Raw genomic sequence first — 21,020 nt, forward strand, 5'->3', positions numbered from 1 at the left:
GATGATCGTGTACGCGATGCCCGACTCGCGCACGGCCCGCTCGGCGCGCCACTTGGCGCGAAACCACGAGCGCGGCGAGTCGGAAGCGGCGCCGGCGCCCGAGATGTAGACGATCCGGCGCACGCCGGCAGCGGCTGCCGCGGCGACGAGCCGCTCGGTCCCCGCAGCGTCGACCGCCTCGAAGGTGTGTCCCAGGCGCGGCGACTCCATCGGGGAATTGGGGAACGCGAGGCTGATCACGAGCGCGTCGACCCCATCGAGCGCGCGCTCGAGGGAGCGAGGGTCGGCCACGTCGGCCCTCCGCGTCTCGACACCGTCGGGCTGCTCGGCAGCGGCGCGATCGGGACGGTGCGACAGGACGATGACCCTCTCGCCCCGCATGTGGAGCTCGCGCGCGATCGCACCGCCAACGAAACCGGAGCCTCCGACGACCGCGATGCGGAGCGGTGCGTCCTGTGCCCGGACCAGCGGGAGGAGACGCTCAATGGCTCGACGCCGGTGTTCGAAGATCGCGGCGAGCCGGCGCCGGACCACGAGTGCGTTCACGAGATCGCCGAGCGGTCCGAAGGGCAGCTCGTACGTGACCGAGTCGGTGATGCGCGTCCCGATCACGTCGCCGATGCGCGCCGCGTCGAACGTGTGGGTGTGCTCCCACCGCGCGTATGGTCCACGCACCTGCACGTCCACAAAAGCGTCTGGCGCGTCGTAACGCGTGATCTCACTGACCCACGTCGTGGGGATGGCGAGCAGCGTACGGAGGCGATACGCCACACGCAGGCCTGCGCGCATGACACGGTCCGGGCTGGTGAGCTCGAAGCGCATATCGGCCGGCGTGATGCGCCCCAGGTTTTCGGGTCGAGAGAAGAATGCGAAGACCTCGGCTTTGGAGCTCGGGACGAACTGCTCAGCCGAGAGTTGATGCACGCTCATCGCGGGCTCCCCGTTCGCATCGCCGCCTTCGTTCGCGAGCCGCTCAGCTGCGGACACTGACAGGGCTTCGCGGCCAAGCGCGCGGACTGCGCGTCGAGCGACAGAAGCCGCGCACGCTGGATCCGCGATCCGCGCCAGGCTCGCATCGGGCTGGCGTGACGGTAGCCACGCCGGCGCATCTCGTCCACGACACGCTGGTGCCGGGTCGCCAGCGCCGGAAGCTTCCCCACCCAGCGCTTCGTCTCCGGATGCTCCCGGTAGCCGGCGCTGCCGCGAGCGATCACCGCGAACACCGCGTGGCCCTCGCGATGCTCGCCCAGCAGATGAGAGCGACACAGCGTTTGCGGCGCCACATCCCAGATACGCATTTCCCTCGGTGCCCTCCCTCATTTCCCCGCTGTCGAGACTCTGTAGAGAGTCTTGCAGAGGCCCACCCGACTTGTCAAGAGTCTGTATAAGATGTCTACTCACGACGTGAATGAGCCAGGGCCAGCACTTCTGCGCATCGGCGAGCTGAGCCGGCGCAGCGGCGTGAGCGTCGAGCTCCTCCGCGCCTGGGAGGCACGCTACCGGCTGTTGCGACCGCGGCGCACCTCGGGACACTTCCGCCTGTACTCCGACCTCGACGCGGCGCGCATCCGCCGCATGCGGTCGCTCCTCGAGTCCGGGTTGTCGGCGGCTCAGGCGGCGCGCGCGGTCCTCCAGGAGGAGGCCGCCGGCGCGCACGCGACTACGGTCCCCGTCGGTCTGGTGGAGGAGCTCGACCGGGTCCTCTTGGCATTCGACGAGCCGGGTTCCCATGCGACGCTGGACCGACTCTTCTCCAGCGTCGTCCTGGAGACGGCGCTCGTCGAGGCGATCCTGCCAGAGCTCCGCTCGATCGGCGATCGCTGGGCCGCCGGAACGGTCACGGTGGCGCAGGAGCACTTCGCCTCGACGCTCATCCGCGGCCGGCTGCTGGGGCTCGCGCGGGGGTGGGACGAAGGACGCGGCCGTCGGGTCGTGCTCGCCTGCGTGCCGGGGGAACTCCATGACATCGGACTCGTCTGTTTCGGACTCGTGCTGCGCCGAAAGGGATGGCGGATCCTCTATCTCGGCCAGGACACGCCGATCGAGACCGCCGCCTCGGCGCTCAAACGCTCGCGCGCCGGCGTGTTCGTCGCCCTGTCGACAGACCGGCGGCGCTTCACCGCCGTCGCCGACGAGCTCGCCGACCTCGCCCATCGCGTGACGCTCGCCATCGGCGGAGCAGGCGCGACCGATGAGCACGCGCGGCGGATGCGCGCCACGCTCCTGGGTCCCGACCTGATCACCGGTGCGACGCAGCTCACCACCAAAGCACGCTGATCGACGACGCTCTAGACAGCCGAACGCCGGGCGATGCACGCATCGCCCGGCGTCGTCGGGCTAGACCGAAGGCGGGCCTGCCCTAGAGCTTGGGGAGGAGGACGGTGTCGATGACGTGGATGACGCCATTCGAGGCGAGCACGTCGGTCTTGATGACCTTGGCGTTGTTGACCATCACCACCCCACCCTGGGTGGCGATGGTGATCGGCTGATCGGCAACGGTCTGGGCCGCTCCTGCCTTGACGTCAGCGGCGAGCACGCGGCCGGCGATGACGTGATAGGTGAGTACGGCCTTGAGCTTCGCGGGATCGCCCGCGATGGCGTCGAGGGTCGCCTTGTCGATCTTGGAAAAGGCCTCGTCCGTCGGTGCGAAGACCGTGAATGGGCCGGCGCCCTTGAGCGTGTTGATAAGACCCGCGGAGGTGAGCAGCTTGGCGAGGGTCGTGAATCCGCCGGCGGCGACCGCCGTGTCGACGATGTCCTTCTGAGACAGTGACGCGGGGATGAGGACGCTGTCGATCACGTGGATGACGCCGTTCGAGGCCAGCACGTCGGTCTTGATGAGCTTCGCGTTGTCGATCATGACCGAGGTCCCGTTGATCGAGACGGTGAACGGTGAGCCGGCGACCGTCTGAACCAGGCCGGACTTCACGTCAGCGGCGAGCACCTTGCCCGACACGACGTGATATGTGAGCACGGCCTTCAGTTTCGCCGGGTCCATGGCGAGCGAGTCGAGGGTTGCCTTGTCCAGCTTGGCGAACGCGTCGTCCGTCGGCGCGAACACGGTGAACGGCCCAGTGCCCTTGAGCGTTGCGACCAGGCCAGCCGAGCCGAGGAGCTTCGCGAGCGTCGTGAACGACCCGTTTGCGACGGCCGTGTCCACGATGTCCATCTGGGCACGGGCGGTCGCCGTCGGCGCCGCGGGACTCGCGGTCGTCGTGCTTGCCGCGGGGGTGGTCGAGCAGCCCACGAGCAGGGCTGCCGTGATGCCGAGCGATACGAGGAGTGAGATGCGACGATCCATGCAGGTGTGTCCTTTCGGTCATCTTCGATGACGAGGTTCTTACTGCCGACTGTATAGATATCGTCTAGAGATTGTCAATAGTCTGTACGAGTAGAGCCAAAAAAAGGCTCTCTCCAGGTCGAGAGGGATCATCGGCGGACAGCAGGGGATGAGCAGCTTCAAGCGGGCGATCTGACGGGGTCCCAGGCGCGGTCGGGCTCGTTGGCCTGACGCGATGGTGTCAGCGACGGTCGGTCTGTCTTGTCTAGATCCGCCCTGAGGCTGGCCCGGCCGTCGCGGCCCCATCGGCGGCGATGGCCGCCCTTGCCGGTTCGGCCACGGGAATGAGGAACGACATGAAAAGACCGAGCATCACGAACGCGAACGCGACCTCTCCCGCCCCGCGGGCAGCCGCGACGAACGCGTCCTCGACGGCCGGCACGATAGCGAAGCCGCGCGGATCCTCGCGGAGAGCGACGAGGGCCTGGCCGGCTGATGCGTCGAGGGCCTGGACGATGGCGTCGCGCGCCGGCGCGGGGACGCTCCCTGTGACGGCGAGCCGTTCGCGGGTGCCGTCCGCCAGACCGCTGAACAGGACGGTGCCGAGGATCGCGATGCCCAGCGCCGATCCGAGCTGGCGCATCGTCGAGTTGGTCCCCGAGGCGAGGCCGGAGCGGGCCTGCGGGATATCAGACAGGACGATGTTGGTCAGCTGAGCCGTCGCGAAACCGACACCCACGCCGTACACGAAGAGCGGCGCGGCGAGGGTCAGTCCGGCAACGGAGGGCGAGATCAGCAGTGTCGTGGCGAGGATGCCGACCGCTTCGAGGGCCATGCCGATGCTGACGACACGGCGCGGGCCGAACCGCGCGGTGAGCACGCTCGCCGCGCCGGCCGAGGCGAATGAGCCCAGCGCGAGCGCGAGGAAGGTCAGGCCCGTCTCGAACGCGGAGTAGCCGACGACCGCCTGTAAGAAGAGCGGGAGGACGAAGAGCAGACCGAATTCTCCCAGCGACACGATCGTGCCAGCGAGGTTGCCGAAGCGGAACGCCGGGTAGCGCCACAGGTCGAAGTCGAAGAGGAAGAAGCGACCGGCGCGCTGGCGCCGGAGCTCGACCCACGCGAACGCGACCACGGCAAGCAGCCCGCCGACGATCGCGACCGGGATGATCGAGATCTCGGTCGAGGGCCAGGTCCAACCGAACGCTGCGAAGGGCTTCGTTGGAGCGAGCCAGCCGTAGAGGCGTCCTTCAACGAGCCCGAACACGAAGGACGAAAGCCCGAGCGTGACGAGCACGAAGCCGAGCGGATCCCACCCGCGCCGAGCGTTCTCATCGCGCGACTCCTTCACATAGAGGAGCGTGCCGGCGATCGCGACGAGCGCGATCGGCAGATTGACGTAGAAGGCCCAGCGCCAGGAGAGGTTCGTCGTGAGCCAGCCTCCGAGGAGCGGACCCACTGCGGCCACTCCTCCGATCGTCGCGCCCCAGATGCCGAACGCCAGAGCTCGGTCACGGCCGCGGAAGGTCGTGTTGATGATCGACTGCGTCGCCGGCAGGATCGCGGCGCCGGCCAGACCCTGGCCGAGGCGAGCCGCGATCAGCAGCTCCCCCGTCGGCGCCACACCTGCGGCGACGGATGCAAGGGCGAAAAGCGCAGTGCCCGCCAGGTACGTGACGCGGCGGCCGATGAGATCACCGGCGCGGCCGAGGGTGACCAAGAAGGCGGCGAAGACCAACGCGTAAGTGGTGTTCACCCACTCCGCCTGCGTGCTGTCCAACCCCAGGTCCTTCACGAGCGACGGTACGGCGACGTTCACGATCGTGGCGTCGACGATGATCATGGCGACCCCGAGGCTGAGCGCGGATAGGCCGAGCCAGCGCGAGCGTCCCTCTTGTGCCTGTGCGTAGGTCACTTCGGCTCCTTTGGAAGTTCGGCGCGGCCGGCCGGCTGCCGGCCGCGCCGTGGTCGGAAGGGGCTAGGCGAGCGCGGTACGGGCGCTGCGCACGGTGACGAGCCGGACCGCTTCGAAGACCGCCGCGGCGCCGACCATGCCATAGATGACACGAGTGATCGCGTTCGTGTTGCCGAAGGTGAGGCCAACGAGTGCGGCGACGAGATCGAAGTTGGCGATGGCTACGAGGCCCCAGTTGAGTCCGCCGACGATGAGCAGGATCGACGCGAGGATCTGAGCTGCGCGCATGACATTCCTCCGGTGCCAGGTCTCTTGTAGAGACTCTGTATAGATTATGTGCCGAAGGTAGCTCAGCCACGGAGGCTTGTCAAGAGTCTGTATAAGGTGTCTACTTCGCGAGATGGATGCGGCGCTTTTTCGCATCGGCGAGGTAAGCTGACGCACCGGCGTGAGCGTCGAGCTCCTTCGCGCCTGAGAGGCGCGCTACCGGCTCCTCCGACCCAAGCGCACCGATGTGGCGGTGATCGATCCGTTCACCGCCCCGTTTAACGGTGACCTGGCGGCCGAAGACCACCAGATCCCCGTCGACGGTCCCATCCACCGTGGCGGTACGAGCGAAGATGTACAGGTCACCGCGCACGGTTTCGCCGTAAGCAACACCACAGCGTCGCCGGTGCGCACCTTTCCCCCGAGGTAGTCGGTGCCCTGCGCGAGCGCGGCTCCCCCGAGAACCACGATGGCCACCACCAGTGTGACAATCATCTCGAGGAACAGTTTCCTCCGCGCATCAAGCCGGCGGCGATTCACAGAAGTCGTTCCTTCAACCGGGTCGCGACCGACCCAAGCACGCAACGTCTTACAAGGCTAAGCGGCTCAGAACGCCCGCGCCACGAGCGACTCGCGTGCCGAGCTCGATCCGCACGTCGGGCGCCGCGGCGATCGAGTTGTGCACCGTGCAGTGCTGGGCGACGGCAAGGAGCGGCGCGCGCAGCGCGTCGGGTAGCTCACCTCCGAGCTCGATGGTGATCTCGACCACATCGACGCGCGAAGGATGCTGCGCCATCGAGAAGTCGGCAGCGACGGAGAGCCCGTCCGCGGACAGGCCGTGGCGCTCGAGGAACCGCTCGACGTAGTACGCAGCGCAGCCCGCCAGGCTCGCGACGAACGACTCGGTCGGCGTTGGCCCCGCGTCGGTTCCGCCGGCCTCGATCGGCTGGTCGTACGTGACACGGTGCCCGCGGACATCCGCGGTGAAGCGCACGCCTGCTTCGCGCACGACCAAGATCCGTCCCATGCTCTAGATGAAGAGGGTCGTCGCGCCATCGGCGGCGGCGAGCGCGGTCGCGGCGCCGGCGGGCTCCTCGATGCCCTCGATGAGGTCGTCCTTCGTGAGACCCATCAGGTCCATGGTCATCTGGCAGGGCACGAGCCGGACGCCCATGTCGCGTGCTGTCTCGAGGAGCTCCTGCGGACTCGCGACGTTGTACTGCTTGGCGAGCGTCCGCATCATCGCCGAGCCCATGCCTGCGAAGTTCAGCTTCGACAGCTTCATGTGCGCGGTCCCGCCCTTGTTCATGACCGAGAGCATCTTCTGCATCCACTTCTTGCCGGTGATGCCGCGGTCGTTGCGCACGAGTGGGAAGAGTCCCCAGAAGGTGAAGAACACCGTTACGGGCTTTCCGAGCGCGGCCGCACTGTTCGCGAGGATGAGCGTCGGCCACACGCGGTCGAGGTCGCCGCTCCAGGCGAAGATGACGAGGCCACCCGTCTCTTTCGCCGTCGTTTCGTCGGGCGCGGGGAGCGGAAGCGCGGTCGGTCGATCGAGCGTGAGCGTCATGGGGTCACCCCTTTCTTCATGAGCACGAAGCGCAAGACGCCAGCGTCGCTCGTCGCTTCGACGAGCGGGTTACCGGTGGCCTTCGCCCACGCGGCGAAGTCCTTCGTGGCGCCCGGATCGGTGGCGAGTACCTCGATGACGTCGCCGGCACCGAGGAGCTTCATCGCCTGCGCCGTCTTCACGATCGGCAGCGGACACGCAAGGCCTTTGCAGTCGAGTGTCTTCGCGATCACGAGCGTCACGTGCGCCTCCTCATCCGATCCGTCCCTGCGGAACGGTCACCCAGTACGCGCGGTTGAAGACCCATTTCGCCCAGTGCCAGAGGCGCGAGGGCTTCGGTGGGGCAGGCGGATGCGTGTAGTCGAAGCGCAAGGATGTCGCCCGCCCTCCACCAGTCTCGAGGAAGCACATCACGCGGCCGCCGTACGCGACCCTCGGAGCGGTGCCTCGGACGAACGACGCGATGCGGCTCGCGACGATCGGCGCCTCGAAGTGCGCGGTCGAGCCACTCTTCGAGATGGGCAAGTCGGTCGCGTCGCCGATGGCGAAGATGCGCTGGTATTCCTTGTGCGCGAGTGTGCTTCGGTCGGTCGGCATCCAGCCGCCGGCGTCGCCGAGCCCGGAGTCGATCACCACGGCCGAGCCCTTGTGCGGCGGGACGAGCACGAGGAGGTCGTACTCGGCGGTCTCGCCCTCGATCGAGGACACCGTGCGCTTTTCCGCGTCGACCGATTCGACGTTGAAGAACGTGCCGAGCCCGATGCCGCGCTGGTCGAAGATCGGTTGCACGAGCTTCGATGCGGATTCGATGGTGAACGCGCGGTTCAGTGGCGAGAGCAGCGTGACCGAGCTCTTCTCGCGGATGCCACGCTTTCGCAGGTACTCCTCGGTCATCAGGACGAATTCGACCGGCGCCGGCGGGCACTTGTACGGGATGCCGGCGACGCCGAGGACGATGCGCCCGCCCTTGAAGCGACGCAGCTCTTCACGGAGGCGCAGCGCGCCCTCGACCGAGTAGAAGTCGTGCGTGTCGCCATAGCCGGGAACTGCCGAGCGGTCCAGCCGTGAGCCCGTCGCGACGACAAGGTAATCGAATGCGAGCGAGCCGCTCCGCGCGAGCGTCACGGTCTGCGCGACCGGGTCGATCCTCGTCGCCTGATCGACGACGAGCGCGACCTCCTTGCGCAGCAGCGTGCGCTCGTCGCGCGCGAGCCAGAGCGCGTTCGCCTGGTCGAGCGCGACGTAGAGGAAGCCGGGCTGATAGATGTGCATGCCCGTGCCATCGACGACGGTGACTGCGGCCTCGCGGCCGAGCTCCTTCGCGATGAGGTTCGCCACGAGCGTCCCGCCGACACCGCCGCCGAGCACGACGACCCGGGCGGGCATCAGCGCGCCTTCCGTACGATGAAGCGCGCGAAGCCAGGCTCCTCGAGGACGCCGACGATCTCGTGCTTCGCCTTCGCGACCCACGCCGGGATGTCGGTACGCGAGCCAGCGTCGCTCGAGATGACCTCGAACGTGTCGCCGATCTGCCCCTGGCGGATCGCGCCGATGAGCGCGAGGAGCGGCCCGGGGCAGGCCATGCCGCGCGCGTCGATCGACTTCGTCAGCTGCGTTTCGGTGAGCGTCATCGCGATCTCCTTTAGATGAACGTGATCGGGCCCTGCGCGTCAGCCATGAACGCGGCGACGCCCTCGATGTCGTCGACGATCGGATCCAGGTCCTTCTGTGCGAGGCCGAACATCTCCGTCGACAGCGCGCAGGCGTGGATGCGGACGTCGCCGAGTTCCTTCGCCTGGCGGAGCAGGTCGGACCAGTGCGCGCCCGGGTGCGCCACCACGACGGACCTCTGCGCGGCTGTCGCCTCGGGCGAGAGACCGTGGTCCTTCGCGATCCGGTCGGACCGGAACGCGTCGACGGCGTAGTACTGGAGGAAGAGGTTGACCGGGCGACCCATCGCCGCCGCTCCGACCGCGAGGACCGCGGCCGCGCTGAGCTTGTCATCGGTGCCTGAAAAGAGGACGAGTGAGAGCGGGGTTTCGAGCCGTTCTTCCATCGTCTTCGCCTCCGTCGACAACTCTCGCCGGAAGGTCCCGCCGGAGCGAGAGTCAAGCGGCCCGAAGCACTCGGGACCTTCGACTCTGTAATCACGCAGTCACATATCCGACGGTCGTGTCATGAGCTTGACTGACGGTCTCATCGAGGGCGCCGCGCGGCGATTCGCGCTGCTCGGTGATCCGACCCGCCTGCGCATCCTCCACGTGCTCATGGTGGAGGGCGAGATGGCGGTCGGAGTGCTCGCAAAGGCCGCCGGAACGTCACGCTTCAACGCATCGGCGCACCTCACGCGGCTGCTCGAGTCCGGGTTTGTCGCGCGCCGCCGTGAAGGCACCGCGATCTACTACCGCGTCGACGACAAGAACCTGCCGCGCGTCTGCGAGTGGATGTGCGACTCTCTGCGGACGCGTGCGCGGACGCTGGCCCGCGCAGCGGAGCGCACGGCGACGTCCGGGTTGCCGCGGCTGGCGTTGAAGAAGAGATAGGCCGTCGCCGACCATCTCGAGGATGTGCCGCCGCTCGTGTCCACGGAACCGCATCCAGGCGGCCATCGGCAACGACAAAGTCAGGGTGACCACGAACGCGGAGAGCTCGGGCCCCGGCGCACATGACCACACACATCTCGAGGGCGATCGGCATATGAACGAGCCGGTCGACCGTCGCGAGCCAGAGAGAAAGGAGACGAGATCCTAGAGCTCGCGCTCCGTTCGCCTGAGCAGCAGAGCGTTGGTCACGACCGTGATCGAGCTCGCGCTCATCGCCAGCGCCCCGAACTCCGGACGCAGCAGCAGTCCGAGCGTTGGATATAGCGCGCCGGCGGCGACCGGGATGGCGATGAGGTTGTAGATCGCGGCCCAGAAGAGGTTCTGCTTCATCTTGCGCACGGTCGCCTTCGACAGCGTGATCGCGCCGAGTACGTCTCGTGGATCCGAGCGCATGAGCACGATGTCGCCGGTCTCGACGGCCACATCCGTCCCCGCGCCGATCGCGATCCCCAGGTCAGCTTGGGCGAGCGCGGGCGCATCGTTGATGCCGTCGCCGACCATCGCCACGAACTTTCCCTCCGACTGCAGCCGCTTGACCTCGTCCGCCTTGTGCTCGGGCAGTACTTCCGCCAGCACCCGCTCGATCCCGATCTCACGCGCGACGGCTTCGCCGGTCTGACGGTTGTCTCCTGTCAGCATCGCCACCTCGATGCCAAGAGCGCGCAGGCCCGAGACCGCCGCCTTCGCGCTCGCTCGCGGGGTGTCCTGGACGGCGGCAACTCCCGCCAGCCGCCCGTCGATCGCGACGACGGTGAGCGTTTTGCCCTCATGCAAGAGCTCATCGATCTTCGGAGCGATCGGGTCGAGCGATATCCCGCGGTCCGCCATGAGCCGTTGGGTGCCGACCAGCACCTCGCGGCCCTCCACACGGGCTCGGACGCCGCGTCCGGCGAGCGCTTCGAAGTCCTCGATGCGTTCCGGCACGGCGATACCCCGGCGCTGCGCTTCGTCGAGCAGCGCCTTGGACAGCGGGTGGCCGGAGCGGACCTCGGCTCCGGCTTCAAGACGCAGCAACTCGTTCTCGTCGAGTGGCGGAAGCGCGACGAGATCGGTGACGTGCGGCTTGCCTTCGGTGAGGGTTCCGGTCTTGTCGAAGATGACGACCTGGATCTTCGACGCGAGCTCGAGACTCGTTGCCTCTTTGAACAGGATCCCGTGCTTCGCGCCGATGTCGGTCCCGACCATGATCGCGGTCGGCGTCGCCAGGCCCAGCGCGTCCGGGCAGGCGATGACGATCGCTGTGACGGCGAGGGTGAGCGCGAACATCACGGGTTCCTTGGCGATGAACGACCAATAGAGAAAGGTGAGCACACCGGAGGCGACGGCGGCGATGACGAGGTAGTGCGCGGCGCGGTCCGCGAGCCGCTGCGCCGGTGGCTTCGAAGCCTGGGCGCGCTCGACCATCTGCGCGATCCGCGCGAGCGTGGTGTCCGATCCCACCTGTGTGGCACGGAAACGGATCGAGCCGGTCTGGTTGACGGTCCCGGCGATGACCTTCGCCCCCGCCTCCTTCTCGATAGGGATCGACTCGCCCGTCACCATCGACTCGTCGATCGCCGTGTGCCCGTCCAGCACCACGCCGTCGACGGGCAGGCGGTCCCCGGGCTGCAGCACGATCACATCACCGACACGGACCTCGGAGACCGGGACACGCACGATCTTGCCGCTGCGCTCGACGTTCGCCTCGCCCGGCGCGAGCTCGAGCAGCTTGCGCACCGCATCGGACGAACCGCGCCGGGCCTTCATCTCCATCCAGTGGCCGAAGAGCAGGAAGGTGGCGAGCATCACCGACGCCTCGTAGAACGTGTCGCCACCGGTCGTGAGGGTGAGGCCGACGCTGAAGAGATAGCTCACGAGGATCCCCAGCGAGACGAGCACGCTCATGTTGAGCACACCGGAGCGGATCGATCGCCATGCGCCGGTGTGGAACACGCTCGAAGCCCACAGCGCGACGGGCGTCGAGAAGGCAAAGAGGATCCAGTTCCTGTCGATGGGCGCCGGGAGCTCGCGACCCCCCAGGAGGAGCGTCCCGAGCGAGGAGTACGCGACCACGGGGAGCGACAGCACGAGCGCGACGACGAATCGCCGGCGCATGTCCGCTTCCATTGCGGCGGCCATGCGCGGATCGGACATGTCGTGACCCATCGCCTCGTGGCCGCTGTGCGCCGCGGTCTTGGACGCCGCGTGGTGCATCGCCTCGTGCGAGCTGACCTGCGCCCTCGGCAACGGCACCGGGTTGCGGAAGTTGCAGCCCTCGATCTGCTTTCGCAGCGTCAAGGCGTCGGTCATGCCCGAGTGGATCGTGACGCTGGCGACTCTATGTTCGAGGTCGACATGCGCGCCGACGACGTGCGGAAGATGTTCGATCGCCGCGCTGAGATCGTCCTGACAACACGGGCAGAAGACGTCGTCGAGCGAGACCGCGATCGTCTCGGTCGTCGTACTGGCGTGCTGCGTGGCGTGCCGCATCAGATGTTCGAGGCGCTGATCGCCGTCACGGAGAGCCGGGCTGTTGCGCTTCCGCCGTCTCGCAGATGCCTGCGTCGCTGGGCGCCTGCGCCATCGCCGCGCGCTCGGCGTCGAGCTGCTCGACGACGGCCGGATACGCGTCGTGCATACAGCAACGGCACGCCTTGTACCACTCGCGCATGCCGGCGTCGATCATCGGAAGCTCGTCGGCGTGCGCATGCGTTTGGGAATGTTCGTCACGCGCGCCAGCGGCCAGCCAGGTATCCACCTTCGACTTGTAGGTCTCCGGCGACTTCGCGAACTTCGTCAGGCAACCGTGCCCGCAAAAGGCGTACTCGCGATCCGGCAACTCCAACGTCAGGCCGTGCTCGCGCGCGTCCTCCAGGTCGACCACCATGTCGCACACCGGGTCCAGCAGCTTGGTCATCTCAGGCACCTTCCTTCATCGATCGATGGTCGCGCCACGCAGGCGCAGAGAGTTGGTCACCACGGTCACGGACGAGATCGCCATCGCGCCGGCGGCGAAGATCGGCGACAGCAGCACGCCCAGGAACGGATAGAGGACGCCCGCCGCCAGCGGGATGAGCGCGACGTTGTAGAAGAACGCCCAGAACAGGTTCATGCGGATCGTCCCCACCGTCTTGCGGGAGAGCCGGAGCGCCCGGGCGACGCCGCGGGGATCGGCACCGACGAGGATCATGCCCGCCGACGCGATCGCGACATCCGTGCCGCTGCCGATGGCGATGCCGAGGTCGGCCTGTGCGAGCGCGGGCGCGTCGTTCACGCCGTCGCCCACCATCGCGACCCTGCGACCGGCTTTCTGCAGCTCGGCTACGAGTGCAGCTTTGCCGTCCGGGCGAACCTCAGCGCGGACCTCTTCGATCCCGAGACTGCGGCCGATCGCCTCCGCCGTACGTCGCGTGTCGCCCGAGACGAGGATCGTCCGCAGTCCCATACGCCGCAGCTCACGGATCGCCTCCGCCGCGGCCGCGCGTGGCACGTCGGCGAGTGCGAGGATCGCGAGCGGCTTGCCGTCGATGGTCGCGATGAGCGGCGTCTTGCCCTGCGACTCGTGGTGCGCGAGCAGGCCGTCACCGAGATCGGCGAAGCCATGCGCCACCGCGAATCTCCGGTTGCCGACGTACACCTCGTGGCCATCGACGACGGCGTGCACACCCTGGCCCGGGAACGACTCGAAGCGCGCGGGTTCGCTCATCACAAGCCCCTTCGCGCGCGCCGCCTCGAGCACGGCACCGGCAAGCGGATGCTCAGAGCGCAGCTCGGCGCTCGCGATGAGCCGGAGGGCTTCGTCCTCACCGTAGTCGGAACAGCTCAGGAGGTCCGTGACTTCAGGCCGTCCGACGGTGAGGGTCCCGGTCTTGTCGAAGGCGACGGTGTCGATCCGCTGGGCGGCCTCGAGGGCGATCGCGCTCTTGATGAGGATCCCGCGCGATGCGCCGCGGCCGGTGCCGACCATGATCGCCGTCGGTGTCGCAAGCCCGAGCGCGCATGGGCACGCGATGATGAGAACGGCGATGAACACCGTGAGTGCGTAGGTCAGCTTCGGCTCGGGACCCAGCAATATCCACGCGACGAACGCAAGACCAGCGAGGACGAAGACGATCGGCACGAAGACGGCAGCGATCTGGTCGACCAGGCGCTGGATAGGGGCCTTCGAGGCCTGTGCGTCTTCGACCAGCCGGACGATCTGCGCGAGCGTCGTGTTCTCGCCCACCCGCGTCGCGCGGAGACGCAGCGCGCCGGTGGTATTGAGCGTTCCGCCGGTGACCTCGTCACCGGGATTCTTCTCGACCGGGATCGACTCACCGGTAAGCATCGACTCGTCGACCGCGGACGCCCCGGCGAGGAGCAGACCGTCGGTGGCGATGGTCTCGCCCGGACGGACGAGCACGACATCGCCGATCTTGAGCTGCTCGATCGGCACGTCCTCCTCGAGGCCACCGGGTCGGCGGACCCGCGCGGTCTTGGCGCCGAGCGCGAGGAGGGCGCGGATGGCGTCGCCGGTGTGCGCCCGAGCGCGTGCTTCCATGAAACGACCGGCCAGGACCAGCGCGATGATCGCGCTCGAGGTCTCGTAGTAGAGGTTCTGGGTCGGCGCGAGGCCGTTGGCCCGGAAGAGGTCGGGCAGGAACGTCGCCGCGACGGACAGGCCGTAGGCGGCAGTCGTCCCGACCGCGATGAGCGTGTTCATGTTGCTTGTGCCATGCCGCGCGGCGTTCCACGCCGCGCGGTAGAACGGCGCCGCCGCCCAGAGCTGCACGGGCGTGGCGAACAAGAACAGCGCGTAGGGCCGCCAGGGTGCCTCCTCGAGTTCAGGGACCACGAGGGGCGCGATCATCGACAGGAGGATCGCGAGCCCCGCGAGCACGCCTGCCACCACCAGGCGGCGGCGAAGTGAATCCACGTACCGCAGGCGCAGGGCGCGCTCGTCCTCGATGGCCGCGCTGCGCGCGGCGTCGCCCTCGGGAATGACGAGAGCGCCGTACCCCGCACGCTCGACGGCCCTCACCAGTGCGGCCAGCTCGGCGTGCGCCGGATCGAGCCGGACCGTCGCGCGCTCGTTCGCGAGATTGACCTCTGCCGAGGCGACACCGGGCACGCTCGCGAGCGCCGTCTCCACGGAATGGACGCATGACGCGCAGGTCATGCCGGTGATCGCGAGTTCGCGCTTGGCCGCGGGCATCGCCGCCGTCATCGCCGCAGTGGTCGTTGTCACTTGCGTGCCAGGGCGAAGAGGTCGGTCAGCTCTTCGATCATCTTGTCGTTCCGACCTTCCTTGAAGCCGGCGGGGACGCAGGTCGCGAGGTGGCCGCGGAGCACCTCGGTCTCGAACTTCTGGACCGCGCGCTCCACGGCGAACGTCTGCTTGAGCACGTCAACGCAGTACGTGTCGTCCTGGACCATCCTCCGGATACCCTTGATGTGCCCTTCGATCGACGCGAGGCGCGCGTCGAGCTCGCTCTTGTCTGCCTGCATGTGGTGCCTCCGTCCTGCACGTATACCCACCCCCTATGGGGAGGGGGTAGACCTGTCCATCGTACCAGCCGGGCAGCTGGGCGCCGCGCGTCAGCGTCTCGCCTAACCCCGCCGCGCCGTGGCGGGTCACGGAGTGCGGAGCTCGACGAGGAAGACGGCGAGACCGGAGACGCCGACGATCGGTAGGACGTCGACGACGTGATGTGCGCAGCAGGCGACCATCGGATGCTCGAGGTCGCGGTGCCCCGCGCCGGTAAGCGCCACCGAGTCGCGCGTGAGCGCGCGCTGCCCGATCTACCTCGCGCTGATCAAGCCGCAGTCCGTCACATTTGACGATCGCGGGGGTGCGAGCTGAGTTAACGCACCGTCACGAGCGCGTAGATCCCGAGGTTGGGGAGCTCGCCGCGCCCGTCGATACGCGGGAACAGCGGAACTGCGTGTGCGCCGGGCGCGGCTGGAGCGCGGAAGTGCGCGATGAACCAGCCGACCTGTCCTGGCGCGACGTACGGGGTCGTCTGGACCGCGACCTCGGTCCCGTCCGTGAGCGCGAGCGCCGCCTGCGCTCCGGCCACGCCGCGATACCAACCGGCCGAACCGGTGTTGCGGAGCGCGACGACCCACTCGACCGTGGCGTTCGGCGGGACCGTCGGGTACGTGGCCTGCGTTTCGAACACGGCGCGATACGCGTTGAGCGGCGGCAGCTCGAACTGGGCCGGCGCGAGCTTGGGCGGAGCGGTCGTCTCCGGCTTCGAGAACTGGAACGCCGGGATCTCGATGTTCGGGATCTGGAACGTCGGCAGGTCGACGGTCGGGAGCTGGATCGTCGGGAGCTCGATCGTCTGGACGACGGACCGCGTCCAGTTCACCTCGTCGACCATCGCATCGCGCAGCTGCTCATTGCTCACAACGAAGACGATCAGGCCGATCGCCACCGTGCGGAACGCCCAGCGGCCGGGCCGAAGGCGTCGGGCCAGTGAACGCACTGCCGCACCCATCCGCAGAGACGGCATGCGCACGACCGGCGACGCGATACGGGGTGCGTGGATCGTCGGCATGGAAAGGCTTGGTCCCGCAGACGGGAGCGTCGGACGGCTACTCGCAAGACGCCGTGCGCTCGTGCCTGCGAGCCGGCCGGCACTCACGACCGGACCTCGGTAGAACCGCCCCGCGAGTCGCGCTGTTGCGGCGCTCACTACGGGGAGGCGCTCGCTCAGTTGCGCCCGCCAGTCCTGCACGACGGGACGGAGGTCGTTGATGATCGGACCGATCTCATCGGAGACCGGAAGCATCACGTCCGCCCAGCGACGTGCTCGCTCGACGAGCGGCTCCGCGCGGTCGACGACAGCAGCCACGCCGTGTTCGACGATGGGACGCACGTCACCCGCCAGCTGCTTGGTGATCTCCTTGAGACGAGCGGCGTCCAACTCCGTGGTGGTGGTCTCTGCGGCAGGCTCGACGGGCGGCATTTCGGAGGGTGTGTTCATGCAGCCAGTTAACGCCAGATATCGCGACTTCTTGCGCCCCGTGACCTGCCGAGCGAAGTACGACAGTACCGGTGCTTAAGTTCTGTCGAGGGATTTCAGCTCTTTGGCCATCGCGACCTGAACGCAGATGAACGCCCGGCTCCTCTTGGGCCAGTACTTCCGTGCCCGCTAGTCCTCTTCCAACGCGAACGCTCGCCGCACCAACCGACGCACGGCGGGCCGCGCAGCGTCGGCGGGAGTGCGGAGCCTGGTGAAGCGCGCGTCTTTCCCGCTGCCTTCGAGCAGTCCGCTCGCGTCGTCGATCTCGCGGCCGCGGTAGAAGAACAAGGTCGCGTACGTCGCGAATGTCCCGATCCCGACGACAGGCTCAGCGCCGAGCGCGTACCGGACGATCTTCCACATCGCGCTCTTCGAGCGCGGCGGCTCGCTCTGGTACGCGATCTCCTTCGCTTTCGGCGCGAGGGCCTTCACCGTACGACGTGCCGCTTGCACGGTCGGCCGCACCGCGGACGGTATCCGCCTTATCTGTCCGGCGACTGTGCTCATCGGTTTCTCATAGTAGGAACTCCACGCGGGGAATAACGGCGACATCGAATGGATTGGGGTGGGTATGGCCGATTGGAACAAGAGCGTCATCGACGATTTCCACGCGCGCGCCGGCAAGGGCATTGGTCACTTCGGCGACAAGCTCCTGCTGCTCACGACGCGTGGCGCGAAGAGCGGAGAGGTCCGGACCACGCCGCTCGTGTATCACCGCGACGGTGACCGCTACGTGATCGCGGCGTCGAAGGGCGGCGCGCCGGCGCACCCCAGCTGGTACCACAACCTCGTCAAGCATCGCGAGGCCGAGATCGAGGTCGGGAACGAGAAGTTCAAGGTGCGCGCGACGCCGATCGCGAAGGGGCCGGAGCGCGACCGTTTGTACAAGGCGCACGGTGACAACTTCGCGGCCTTCCGCGACTACCCGAGCAAGACCACGAGGATCATTCCGGTCGTCGTGTTGGAGCGCGTCTCCTAGCGCTACCGATCACCCAGCCCGCTTCGAGCTGGATGGTTTGTTCTTCTGCCTCTGCTTGGCGGCCTCGACGCTGCTCCTCAGCGCTTCCATCAGATCGCCGATATCTGTTGCGGCCGTCGCCTCGGTGATCGGGGCCGGAGCCGCGGGCGATTTGCTCCTGAGCAAGGCCAGGAGCTCTTCGCGGTACGCGTCGGCGTGACTGGATGGCGACCACTCGGCCGCCATCGCACTGATGAGCTGACGGGCCGTCTTCACCTCGCGATCCGAGACCGAAACGTCAGTCGACGCTACGAACTCTTCGGGGCTCCGCACCTCATCGCCGAAGAACAGCGTTTCGAGCGCGAGCGTCTTCTCGAGCGGACGGACCGCGACGAGGTGCGGCTTGGTGCGAAGGACGAAGCGCCCGATGCCGACCATGCGCTCTTCCTGCAGCGCCTGGAGCAGGAGGACGTACGGCTTCTCGGCACCCATCCTGCGAGCCGGCGCGACGTGGTAGCTCTTCTCGTAGAACACCGGATCGATCTCGGCCAGATCGACGAACTCCTCGAGATCGATCGTTCGGCTTCGCTCGGGCGCGAGCGAGACGAATTCTTCGTCGGTCACCGTCACGAGGTCACCTTCCGGTAGCTCCACTCCCCTCACGAGATCTTCGGCCTCGACCGGTCGTACCGCAGGCGTCGATTCGCGGACCCACTCCGGCTCGGATCCTCGCTCCGCGCGCAGCTCAGTCGGGGGCTCGTAGGACGGGGGAAGCGTCGGATCAGGCGCGAACGTGGCCGCCTCCTCCGCTCGCGTGACGCGCTCGTACCGCACCCGCTTACCGGTGCGCCGGTCATAGAGATGGAAGCGAACGTCCTTTGGCTGCGTGGCTGGATAAAGCCGCACCGGAATGTTCACGAGGCCGAAGCTGATGCTGCCGGTCCATATCGCTTGAGCCATTGGCGCCACGCTCCCCACTTGAATTGTTGATTCAAGGTTACGCGCGCGGATTGTCGCTGTGGATGATCACTCCGTCCGGCGTCAGCAGACGCCGCTCCTGGCGCGCGATCTCGGCCTTCACGCGCTCGTGATCGCGTTTGCGGGGGTACGCCTTACGGAACTCGGGCGAGCCGAACAGGCGGCTGTCCTGTACACCGTCGAAGGACGCCGCGGGCAGGAAGTCGAGCGCGCCAGGTCTGCCGAGATCGACGCGGTGGTGCTCGAAACGCTCGCCATCGAGATCTCCGGCGTCGAGCGCGACCGGCGCACCGCCAAGCTCGAGAACGAGCCGCGCGAACCATGGCTCGAACAGAGCCGTGCGTTTTCCCGTCGTGGGCGAGCGGCTTGAATTCGAGCCTGAGGCGATGTCGAGGATCCGCTTGTCCCGAACGCCTTCGAGCGATCCAAACGCGCGCTCGAGGCGACCAATGAACTCATCGATGATCGCGGCAAGCTCAGGCTCGCGCGCGATCTTGCCGGCGAGGTCGTAGCGACCCCTCAGCTGCTCGATCAGCCGATCGCGAAACGCGCTCTCCATTAACGTTGGCTCATGGTGAATTCTCGGGTGAAACAGCCGACGCACGAGGAGCTGCTGAGCATCTTTGCGCCGCCGAAGACGATCGCCGTCGTCGGCGCATCGAACGCGACCGGCAAGCCCGGGCATGACATCCCGCGCTACCTCCAGTCGCAGGGCTACCGCATCGTCCCGGTGAATCCGCGCGGCGGCGAGATCCTCGGTGAGCGTGCATTCGAGTCACTGCGCGAGATCGATGTGCCGATCGATGTCGTCGACGTGTTCCGCCCGCCGGAGGAGGCCGCGACCGTGGCGCAAGACGCTATCGCGATCGGCGCGAAGGTCCTGTGGTTCCAGCAAGGTACGGACAGCGACGAGGCCGTCGCCCTGGCGGCGGACGCGGACCTGATGGTGGTCACGAGGCGCTGCATGGGTGTGACACATGGCCTGCTAGGCCTCGGGCCGGGACCGCACCGCCGCGCCTGACGGTCAGCGCCGGCGACGGACCGGTGCAGCGACTTCGGTCCGCGGTTTGCGCTCCTTCTTATCCGCGCTCGCCACTGCGAAGCTGACCGTCAGCCGACATAACCCGATGTCGATGATCTGACCGGGCCCGACCCGGTACGGCGCGTTGAGCCTCGTTCCGTCGACCCACGTGCCGCCCATGCTCCCCGTGTCGCTGAGCCAGTAGCCGCCCTGCTTGTACGCGATGCGCGCATGCCGGCGCGACACCGAGAGGTCATCCAACCGGATCGTGTTCTCCTGACCACGCCCGATGGTCGCCGCCGCTTTCGCCACGGTGAAGGTCGCGGGCGGCGTGGCGAGCGTGAGCACGAGCGCATCGCCGACGCGGGCGGGTGCTGCGCTGGGGACGTCGACGACCTCTTCGGTCGACTCTTGGAAGAGCGTTGGCGTCGGCTCCGGAGGCGGAGTCGGCGCAGGAGCCTCAGCGACGGACTCGGCGGGCTCGGGTGCTTCGGCGACGGCCTCGAGAAGTGCTCGGACCTCTGACACATCGGATGTCTCGGCGACGGTGGGGATGACGTCCGGGGACGCGGGTTCACGCAGGAGCTCTGGTTCCGGGAGCGGCTCCGGTTCGCGAGGAGGTGGCCGATCCGCGGTCGGGGCTCCGACCGTCTCGACCGGGGGTCGCGCGCGCGGCTCGAGGAGTCGCTTGAGGCTCTCGAAGAGCTTCATTTCGTAGGCACCTTCTGCGCGACGGACCTCATCGCCTAAATCCTAGGTCAGCGCGCATCGATGACGCCGATGCGCGGACACAGGGACGAGAGCACGCACTGCGAGCAGTGCGGCCGGCGCGCGATGCACACCTCGCGACCGTGGCGGATGAGATGCATGTGTAACGCGTACATCTCGTTCGGCGGCACGGTCGCCTGCAACACCTCCTGCGCGGCGACCGCGTCAGCGCGCTCGTCGACGAGCCCGAGCCTTCGCGCGACGCGGTACACGTGCGTATCGACCGGGAAGTACGGCCGACCGAGCGAGAAGAGCAGCACACACGCGGCGGTCTTCGGGCCGACGCCCGTGAGAGAGACGAGCAGATCCCACAGAGGCTTCGACCGCAGCCCCATCAGCGCCTGGTCGTCGAGCGCGATGCCATGGTCCCGGAGCTCCCTGAGGATCCCGCGGATGCGCACCGCTTTGGTGGGACCGAGCCCGCCGCGGTAGATCGCCTTCGCGAGCGCCGGCAGCGGGGCATCGGCGACGTCATCCCACGATGGAAAGCGCGACCGCAGGTCCGCGTATGCGCGGTCGCGGTTCGTGTCGCTCGTGTGCTGTGACAGCACCGTGAGGATCAGCTCATCGAGTGGTGGCAGTCGCCGCGGGGCAGGCGGCGCCCCGTAGACCTTCCGCAGACGAAGCGCGATCGCGCGCAGGCGTCTCCGCACCTGGACGAGTATCGGTCT

The 21,020-nt window shown here is 67.7% G+C and carries 27 protein-coding genes; 4 read left to right on the top strand and 23 right to left on the bottom strand.

Annotated elements, in window-relative coordinates; genetic code table 11:
- Both VI056_05870 and VI056_05875 read right to left on the bottom strand, forming a co-directional pair.
- Nucleotides 1–930: NAD(P)H-binding protein (locus tag VI056_05870; protein HEY6202551.1), on the bottom strand; the 930-nt coding region annotated here is incomplete at its 3' end.
- The gene (locus tag VI056_05875) at nt 927–1,298 is read right to left on the bottom strand and encodes a pyrimidine dimer DNA glycosylase/endonuclease V (GenBank protein ID HEY6202552.1); all 372 of its coding nucleotides are present in this window, start codon (nt 1,296–1,298) and stop codon (nt 927–929) included. The genes VI056_05875 and VI056_05870, both read right to left, overlap by 4 nt.
- 106 nt (nt 1,299–1,404) lie before the next feature.
- Here VI056_05875 and VI056_05880 point away from each other — a divergent pair, with 106 nt between their 5' ends.
- A complete protein-coding gene (locus VI056_05880; protein HEY6202553.1) occupies nt 1,405–2,277 on the top strand; it encodes a cobalamin B12-binding domain-containing protein in 873 nt (290 codons plus the stop codon).
- 82 nt (nt 2,278–2,359) lie between these two features.
- Here VI056_05880 and VI056_05885 read toward each other — a convergent pair whose 3' ends face one another.
- From VI056_05885 to VI056_05930, 10 genes are all read right to left on the bottom strand, one after another.
- Entirely contained in the window at nt 2,360–3,301 is a 942-nt protein-coding gene (locus tag VI056_05885; protein ID HEY6202554.1) for a fasciclin domain-containing protein, read from the bottom strand.
- A gap of 244 nt (nt 3,302–3,545) precedes the next feature.
- Entirely contained in the window at nt 3,546–5,195 is a 1,650-nt protein-coding gene (locus tag VI056_05890; GenBank protein HEY6202555.1) for a DHA2 family efflux MFS transporter permease subunit, read from the bottom strand.
- Nucleotides 5,196–5,258: 63 nt separating this feature from the next.
- Nucleotides 5,259–5,483 (bottom strand): DUF378 domain-containing protein, encoded by a 225-nt coding sequence (locus VI056_05895; GenBank protein ID HEY6202556.1) that lies wholly within the window; start codon nt 5,481–5,483, stop codon nt 5,259–5,261.
- A gap of 100 nt (nt 5,484–5,583) precedes the next feature.
- Complete coding sequence (locus tag VI056_05900) at nt 5,584–5,835, bottom strand: hypothetical protein (GenBank protein HEY6202557.1); 252 nt, start codon at nt 5,833–5,835, stop codon at nt 5,584–5,586.
- A 216-nt stretch (nt 5,836–6,051) separates the two neighbouring features.
- The gene (locus tag VI056_05905; protein HEY6202558.1) at nt 6,052–6,489 is read right to left on the bottom strand and encodes an OsmC family protein; all 438 of its coding nucleotides are present in this window, start codon (nt 6,487–6,489) and stop codon (nt 6,052–6,054) included.
- Between the two features lie 3 nt (nt 6,490–6,492).
- On the bottom strand, nt 6,493–7,032 hold the full coding sequence (locus VI056_05910; GenBank protein HEY6202559.1) for a DsrE/DsrF/DrsH-like family protein: 540 nt from the start codon (nt 7,030–7,032) through the stop codon (nt 6,493–6,495).
- On the bottom strand, nt 7,029–7,274 hold the full coding sequence (locus VI056_05915) for a sulfurtransferase TusA family protein (protein ID HEY6202560.1): 246 nt from the start codon (nt 7,272–7,274) through the stop codon (nt 7,029–7,031). Before VI056_05915 ends, VI056_05910 begins: the two co-directional genes overlap by 4 nt.
- 10 nt (nt 7,275–7,284) lie before the next feature.
- Nucleotides 7,285–8,418, bottom strand: a complete 1,134-nt coding sequence (locus VI056_05920) for an FAD/NAD(P)-binding oxidoreductase (protein ID HEY6202561.1) — start codon at nt 8,416–8,418, stop codon at nt 7,285–7,287.
- Complete coding sequence (locus VI056_05925) at nt 8,418–8,663, bottom strand: sulfurtransferase TusA family protein (protein ID HEY6202562.1); 246 nt, start codon at nt 8,661–8,663, stop codon at nt 8,418–8,420. Before VI056_05925 ends, VI056_05920 begins: the two co-directional genes overlap by 1 nt.
- 11 nt (nt 8,664–8,674) lie before the next feature.
- Nucleotides 8,675–9,088 (bottom strand): DsrE/DsrF/DrsH-like family protein, encoded by a 414-nt coding sequence (locus VI056_05930; GenBank protein ID HEY6202563.1) that lies wholly within the window; start codon nt 9,086–9,088, stop codon nt 8,675–8,677.
- Nucleotides 9,089–9,209: 121 nt separating this feature from the next.
- On the opposite strand from VI056_05930, the gene VI056_05935 reads away from it, so the two are divergent.
- On the top strand, nt 9,210–9,575 hold the full coding sequence (locus VI056_05935; protein ID HEY6202564.1) for a metalloregulator ArsR/SmtB family transcription factor: 366 nt from the start codon (nt 9,210–9,212) through the stop codon (nt 9,573–9,575).
- A gap of 204 nt (nt 9,576–9,779) precedes the next feature.
- On the opposite strand, the gene VI056_05940 is transcribed toward VI056_05935, so the two are convergent.
- The 7 genes from VI056_05940 to VI056_05970 form a co-directional block, all read right to left on the bottom strand.
- On the bottom strand, nt 9,780–12,104 hold the full coding sequence (locus tag VI056_05940) for a copper-translocating P-type ATPase (GenBank protein ID HEY6202565.1): 2,325 nt from the start codon (nt 12,102–12,104) through the stop codon (nt 9,780–9,782).
- Nucleotides 12,105–12,129: 25 nt separating this feature from the next.
- Nucleotides 12,130–12,531 carry a hypothetical protein gene (locus VI056_05945; protein ID HEY6202566.1) on the bottom strand — a complete coding sequence of 134 codons (402 nt, stop codon included), beginning with the start codon at nt 12,529–12,531 and terminating at the stop codon, nt 12,130–12,132.
- 15 nt (nt 12,532–12,546) lie between these two features.
- A complete protein-coding gene (locus VI056_05950; GenBank protein ID HEY6202567.1) occupies nt 12,547–14,841 on the bottom strand; it encodes a heavy metal translocating P-type ATPase in 2,295 nt (764 codons plus the stop codon).
- Nucleotides 14,838–15,101, bottom strand: coding sequence for a metal-sensitive transcriptional regulator (locus VI056_05955; protein HEY6202568.1), 264 nt, complete (start codon nt 15,099–15,101; stop codon nt 14,838–14,840). Before VI056_05955 ends, VI056_05950 begins: the two co-directional genes overlap by 4 nt.
- A gap of 126 nt (nt 15,102–15,227) precedes the next feature.
- Nucleotides 15,228–15,365: a hypothetical protein gene (locus VI056_05960; protein ID HEY6202569.1), complete on the bottom strand. Its 138-nt coding sequence runs from the start codon at nt 15,363–15,365 to the stop codon at nt 15,228–15,230.
- Between the two features lie 92 nt (nt 15,366–15,457).
- Nucleotides 15,458–16,585 carry a hypothetical protein gene (locus VI056_05965; GenBank protein ID HEY6202570.1) on the bottom strand — a complete coding sequence of 376 codons (1,128 nt, stop codon included), beginning with the start codon at nt 16,583–16,585 and terminating at the stop codon, nt 15,458–15,460.
- 168 nt (nt 16,586–16,753) lie between these two features.
- Nucleotides 16,754–17,131 carry a hypothetical protein gene (locus VI056_05970; protein HEY6202571.1) on the bottom strand — a complete coding sequence of 126 codons (378 nt, stop codon included), beginning with the start codon at nt 17,129–17,131 and terminating at the stop codon, nt 16,754–16,756.
- Between the two features lie 64 nt (nt 17,132–17,195).
- Between VI056_05970 and VI056_05975 the strand changes: the two genes are divergently transcribed.
- A complete protein-coding gene (locus VI056_05975) occupies nt 17,196–17,603 on the top strand; it encodes a nitroreductase family deazaflavin-dependent oxidoreductase (GenBank protein ID HEY6202572.1) in 408 nt (135 codons plus the stop codon).
- Nucleotides 17,604–17,612: 9 nt separating this feature from the next.
- Here the strand turns inward: VI056_05975 and VI056_05980 are convergent, their stop codons facing one another.
- Both VI056_05980 and VI056_05985 read right to left on the bottom strand, forming a co-directional pair.
- Nucleotides 17,613–18,542, bottom strand: coding sequence for a Ku protein (locus VI056_05980; GenBank protein ID HEY6202573.1), 930 nt, complete (start codon nt 18,540–18,542; stop codon nt 17,613–17,615).
- A 37-nt stretch (nt 18,543–18,579) separates the two neighbouring features.
- Nucleotides 18,580–19,119, bottom strand: a complete 540-nt coding sequence (locus VI056_05985; GenBank protein ID HEY6202574.1) for a hypothetical protein — start codon at nt 19,117–19,119, stop codon at nt 18,580–18,582.
- Between the two features lie 12 nt (nt 19,120–19,131).
- Here VI056_05985 and VI056_05990 point away from each other — a divergent pair, with 12 nt between their 5' ends.
- Nucleotides 19,132–19,581: a CoA-binding protein gene (locus tag VI056_05990; protein ID HEY6202575.1), complete on the top strand. Its 450-nt coding sequence runs from the start codon at nt 19,132–19,134 to the stop codon at nt 19,579–19,581.
- Between the two features lie 3 nt (nt 19,582–19,584).
- Here the strand turns inward: VI056_05990 and VI056_05995 are convergent, their stop codons facing one another.
- Together VI056_05995 and nth are read right to left on the bottom strand one after the other, a co-directional pair.
- The gene (locus VI056_05995; GenBank protein ID HEY6202576.1) at nt 19,585–20,292 is read right to left on the bottom strand and encodes an FHA domain-containing protein; all 708 of its coding nucleotides are present in this window, start codon (nt 20,290–20,292) and stop codon (nt 19,585–19,587) included.
- A gap of 47 nt (nt 20,293–20,339) precedes the next feature.
- A complete protein-coding gene (gene nth / locus VI056_06000; protein ID HEY6202577.1) occupies nt 20,340–21,002 on the bottom strand; it encodes an endonuclease III in 663 nt (220 codons plus the stop codon).
- Nucleotides 21,003–21,020 lie beyond the last annotated feature (18 nt).

Source organism: Candidatus Limnocylindria bacterium (assembly GCA_036523395.1).
Classification (GTDB): domain Bacteria; phylum Chloroflexota; class Limnocylindria; order P2-11E; family P2-11E; genus CF-39.